The organism is Luteibacter sp. P4_E6 (genome assembly GCF_056401535.1).
Genome location: NZ_JBFUJE010000312.1, coordinates 1 through 4686, shown reverse-complemented (window position 1 = coordinate 4686; position 4686 = coordinate 1). Strand labels below are relative to the sequence as shown.

4 protein-coding genes and 1 pseudogene are annotated in these 4686 nt (G+C 64.1%); 4 read left to right on the top strand and 1 reads right to left on the bottom strand.

The genetic code is table 11. From position 1 onward, the window contains the following. Nucleotides 1-877, bottom strand: a pseudogene (gene gltB, locus AC1DT2_RS16180) (glutamate synthase large subunit); the annotation flags it as partial. 382 nt (nt 878-1259) lie between these two features. Between gltB and AC1DT2_RS16175 the strand changes: the two are divergent. From AC1DT2_RS16175 to AC1DT2_RS16160, 4 genes are all read left to right on the top strand, one after another. Beyond that, nucleotides 1260-2432, top strand: a complete 1173-nt coding sequence (locus AC1DT2_RS16175; protein WP_477297434.1) for a murein hydrolase activator EnvC family protein — start codon at nt 1260-1262, stop codon at nt 2430-2432. Nucleotides 2433-2446: 14 nt separating this feature from the next. Next, the gene (locus tag AC1DT2_RS16170; RefSeq protein ID WP_477297433.1) at nt 2447-3802 is read left to right on the top strand and encodes a S41 family peptidase; all 1356 of its coding nucleotides are present in this window, start codon (nt 2447-2449) and stop codon (nt 3800-3802) included. 146 nt (nt 3803-3948) lie between these two features. Next, a complete protein-coding gene (locus AC1DT2_RS16165) occupies nt 3949-4221 on the top strand; it encodes a phosphopantetheine-binding protein (RefSeq protein ID WP_477297432.1) in 273 nt (90 codons plus the stop codon). 84 nt (nt 4222-4305) lie between these two features. Continuing rightward, nucleotides 4306-4686, top strand: a 381-nt coding sequence (locus AC1DT2_RS16160; protein ID WP_477297431.1) for a Tc toxin subunit A, incomplete at its 3' end; no start/stop codon positions are given.

Sequence of the window (4686 nt, the reverse complement as noted above, 5' to 3'; positions counted from 1 at the left end):
CTTCGAGTGCGTTATCGAGGCTCTCAGAGTCCGAGCCGCTCTGCCGCACCAGCGGACCGATGTCCGAGAGGTCGACCAGCTCAGAACGCATGACGGACGTGCGGGCCTGCATCCAGCGACGATTCGCGCGGATGGTGTTGATTTCGCCGTTATGCGCGAGCAGGCGGAACGGCTGCGCAAGGCGCCACTGCGGCGAGGTATTGGTCGAGAAGCGCTGGTGGAAGACCACGGCGTCGGCAACGAGCGCCGGGTGCTTCAGGTCGGGGTAGACATCCCGCAGGTGCCCGGGAGCGGCCATGGCCTTGTAACCGACGACCTCGCCCGAAAGCGACACCACGTAGAACTGCGTGTCGCCGGCAAGCGCGAGCTCCGCACGACGACGCGCGTGGAATAGCTTAGCTTCGAACTGCGCCGTCGTGAGGTCGCCCGGTGCATCGACGAAAATCTGCCGTACGCGCGGCATGGACGAGGCCGCTAGCGGTCCGCAGGCCGCCGTATCGACGGCGACATCGCGCCAGCCGGCCACGTGAAGATTCACGGAGGCGAGTTCGGCCTCGAGTATGCCGGCAGCACTGCCGTCGCCTTCGGGATCGAGAAAGACAACGCCGGCAGCGAAGTGCGTAGCCAGCGTGATGCCGGATTCCCGCGCGAGCGCGCGCAGCCATTCCACCGGCCGGCGAATCAGTACGCCGCACCCGTCGCCGCTGATGCCGTCCGCGTTCACACCGCCGCGATGCGAAAGTTTGGCGAGTGCCGAAAAGGCGGTATCGACCAGTGCCGAACTGGCATGGCCGTCTATCTGCGCAACGATGCCGAAGCCGCAGCTGTCGTGTTCGAACGCCTCGTCGTAGAGGCGCGGAGTGCCTTGCTTCACCATCCGCCTCCTGGGGCATAAGGTTGTGCTGGGAAATCTGGCGAGCACGTGGCCCCGCGACCTGGAACGGTCGACCATCACGTGCACGCGAAGGGGCTTGCGGCCCACTTTAGTCATATTTGTCGCGCTGCGTCAAAGCGTTCAGACGTCCAAACGGAAAGCGAACGGAATTCTTACGTCGCGTGTGCCGAGACCACTTCGTGGAAACGGGCTACGGGGCGGGTTGAGGGCCATACCAGCCATCGCCGATGAATCGGCTCCTGCCAAGCCACGGCGAGGCCAGCAACCCGACGAATGGGCCGGACCGGGCCCTGCCCCGTACGAGCCGATTCATCGGCGAACCGCCGGCAGGCGGCCCCACCACCGTATAGGTAATAATCGCCGGATGCGCCCACTCCCTCGCCTCCCCCTCCTCCTGACCCTCATCCTGCTCGCCACGGCTCCCTTACCGCCCGCCTTCGCTGCACAGGACGCCAAGACCCGGTCCGAGCAGGACGACGCCCGGCAGAAGCTCGACGGGGTGCGCAAGGAGATCGAGGGCCTGACCAAGGACCAGCGGGACACCGCCAACGCCCGGGACAGCGCGAATGCCGCCCTGGCCAGGCAGGCCGAGCAGGTCTCGGCCGCAGCCAAGGCCGTTCGTGAAACGGATACGGAGCTGGAAGCGCGCAAGCGCGACCTCGCCCAACTGAACGACCAACGGGCCGGGATGCAGGCCGGCCTCGACCAGCAGAAGGGCGCCCTGAGCGACCTGCTCCGGGCCACGTACACCCTCGGCCGCGGATCCGACCTCCAACTCCTTCTCGGCGACGAAGACGTCAACCGCATTTCCCGCGCCCTCGCCTACTCCCGCTACTTCCAGGAGAACCGGGTCGAGCGCATCCGTGGCCTGCTCGCGGATCTTTCCCGCCTGCAGGAGGTCGAAACCGCCATCACCGCCGAGCAGGACAAGCTCGAGGCGACCCGGGCCGAACGCGAAAAGCGCACCGGCGAACTGGAAAGGCAACGCAGCGAGCAACAGAAACTGGTGGTCGAGGCGGATTCCAAATACAAGGACCAGGCCCAGCGCATCGCCGCGCTCAAGCAGAACGAGCAGGACATGAATGCCCTGGTCGCCCGGCTGCAGAAGGTGATCGACGAAGCGGCCAAGGCCGCCGAGCCCGCTCCCACGCCGAAGGGCGCGCCTGCCGCCGCACCCATGGGCAACCTTCGCGGCAACCTGCCCTGGCCGACCAACGGTCCGGTGCACGCCTACGGCAGCGGTGTGATCATCGTCGCGGCGCGCRGCAGCGAAGTGAAGGCCGTAGCGCGTGGCCGCGTCGTCTTCGCGAACTTCCTGCGCGGCTACGGCATGATGATCATCGTGAACCACGGCAACGGCTTCATGAGTATGTACGGCAACAACGAAACGCTGCTGCACGGCGTGGGCGACATGGTCGAGGCTGGCGAAACCGTCGGTACGGCCGCGGCGCCCGCCGGTGACAACGGCGCCTATTTCGAGCTGCGCCAGGGTGGCAAGCCCATCGATGCGCGCGGCTGGCTCGGTAAACGGCATTGACCCCGGAGACAGGCATGCGCCAGCACCCCCTTCGTTTCGCCCTCGCGCTTGCCCTCGGCACCGTGGTGGCGATACCCGCCGCCCAGGCCCAGCAAAAGCCACTCAAACAACCCGATGCTCCTGCAGCGTCCTCGACATCCGCAGCGGCGGTGGCCGCCCAAGCGGACGACACCGTCGACCTGGACGACATCCGCAACTTCACGCGGGTCTACCAGATCGTGCGCCAGGCGTACGTCGAGAAGCTCGACAACAAGACCATCATGAAGGCCGCGATCAGCGGCATGTTGCAGAATCTGGACCCGCACAGCGAGTACCTGGACAAGGAAGGCCTCGACGAACTCGACGAGGACACCACCGGTCAGTACGGCGGCCTCGGCATCGAGGTGCTCCAGGTGGACGGCAACCTGAAGATCGTCTCGCCGATCGACGACACGCCCGCCTCTCGCGCCGGCATCAAGCCCGGCGACACGATCCTCAAGGTCGATGGCATGGTCGTCGACAGCCAGAACATCGACGAAGCGTTCAAGAAGCTTCGCGGCGACCCCGGCAGCAAGATCACCCTCACCATCCTGCATGAGAAGTCGGACAAGCCGATCGACATGCCGCTGGTGCGCGAGCGCATCGCCGTCACCAGCGTGAAGGTGCGCCAGCTCGATCCGGGCTACGTCTATATTCGCCTGAGCCAGTTCCAGGAAGACACGGCGACGGACATGGACAAGAAGCTCGCCGACTTCATCAAGAAGAACGGCGCACCCCGAGGCGCCGTTCTCGACCTCCGCTCGAATCCGGGCGGCCTGCTCACCACCGCCGTCGCGGTGGCGGACGCGTTCCTCGACTCCGGCGTCATCGTGACGACGAAGGGTCGCCTGCAGGACGCGAACCTCAACTTCGACGCGCACCCTGGCGACCTGCTCAAGGGCGCACCGATGGTGATCCTCACCGACAACGGCACGGCTTCCGCAGCGGAGATCGTTTCCGGCGCACTGAAAGACAACCATCGTGCACTGATCATGGGCCGTCGCACCTTCGGCAAAGGCGTGGTGCAGACCGTGCTGCCGCTGGATCAGGATCATGCCGTCAAGATCACTACAGCGCGTTACTACACGCCCAACGGTACATCCATCCAGGCCGAAGGAATCAAGCCGGATATTCCGCTTGCCGATCTTGCGGTGAACAAGAGCGACACGGCGCCGCAGCTGATTGGTTCGGAGGCGGACCTGCCGAATCATCTCGTTAACGAGAAGGCTGCCAAGGACGACAAGAACGCATCCGACGACGACGGCAAGCTGGCCATCGAGGATTACGCGTTGTCGCAGGCGTTGAATGTGTTGAAAGGAATGGCGCTGAATCGGCAGGCGGGCAGCAAGTAGCGGTGTGCGCTCGCCTTTCCCAGTTGCGCCTACATCCAAGGGGATATGGCTTTGGATGACCAATGCACGACAAGCTGGAGGCGGGCTACTTTCCCGGCTAGCCCCTTGAGACRGAAGTCATGCATTCGCTAAAGGAGTARCACACCATGGGTGCGAGTAAACAAGATATTCAGACCCTGATTGTCGAACTTGCGATCAGCAAGCATCTCGATCTCGATGTCGAAGACAACGATAAAGTTAGCGAGACCATCACAGCCGATACGAACCTGATGGACTATCAAAGCGACAGCAGGGCACTCAAGATTATTGCCGCCGAGCTCACTGAGCGTTACAACGCGTCACTACCCAAGGACATGAGGACGAAGGGGACGATCGCGGAGCTTGCCGCTTATATCTACGAGAACAAGGAACAAGGCTAGCCCGGCTCGCGCGGCGACCGCATGACCGACCACACCAGGGTCGGTCATGCGAAGCAAACCCCACACAAAGCGAAAGGATTCGCCATGCCTGCGTCCACTCCCCTCACCAACCTCCCGGCGCCCCATCCATTCGCCGCCGACTACCCAAGCCTTTTCGGCGATCAGGGTATCGATCTCTGCCCGGATGAAGCGCTGGAAAGCCGCCTCGGCCCTTTCGCCTACGCGGATGCACTCCTGGTGATGGTGCGCAGACTTGAAGCGAAGGTCGGCAGCCCGCTTTCGAGCCCTCTGGCAAGCCGACGTGCTGATATACCCGACCTGCTCCTGGACGAGCCGGCACTGAACCGGCGTGTGCCCCGCCTCAACCTGGCCATCGAATGCCTCGAAGCCATGGTGACGTCCACCGATAGCGACCATCGAAAGGCAGCAGCCGTGCTGGCGGCCGCGACATCGCCGGTACACCTG

Excerpts from the sequence above, each read along its gene's own strand:
- AC1DT2_RS16170 (WP_477297433.1), top strand. The coding sequence starts at position 2,447 with ATGCGCCAGCACCCCCTTCGTTTCGCCCTCGCGCTTGCCCTCGGCACC.
- AC1DT2_RS16165 (WP_477297432.1), top strand. The coding sequence starts at position 3,949 with ATGGGTGCGAGTAAACAAGATATTCAGACCCTGATTGTCGAACTTGCG.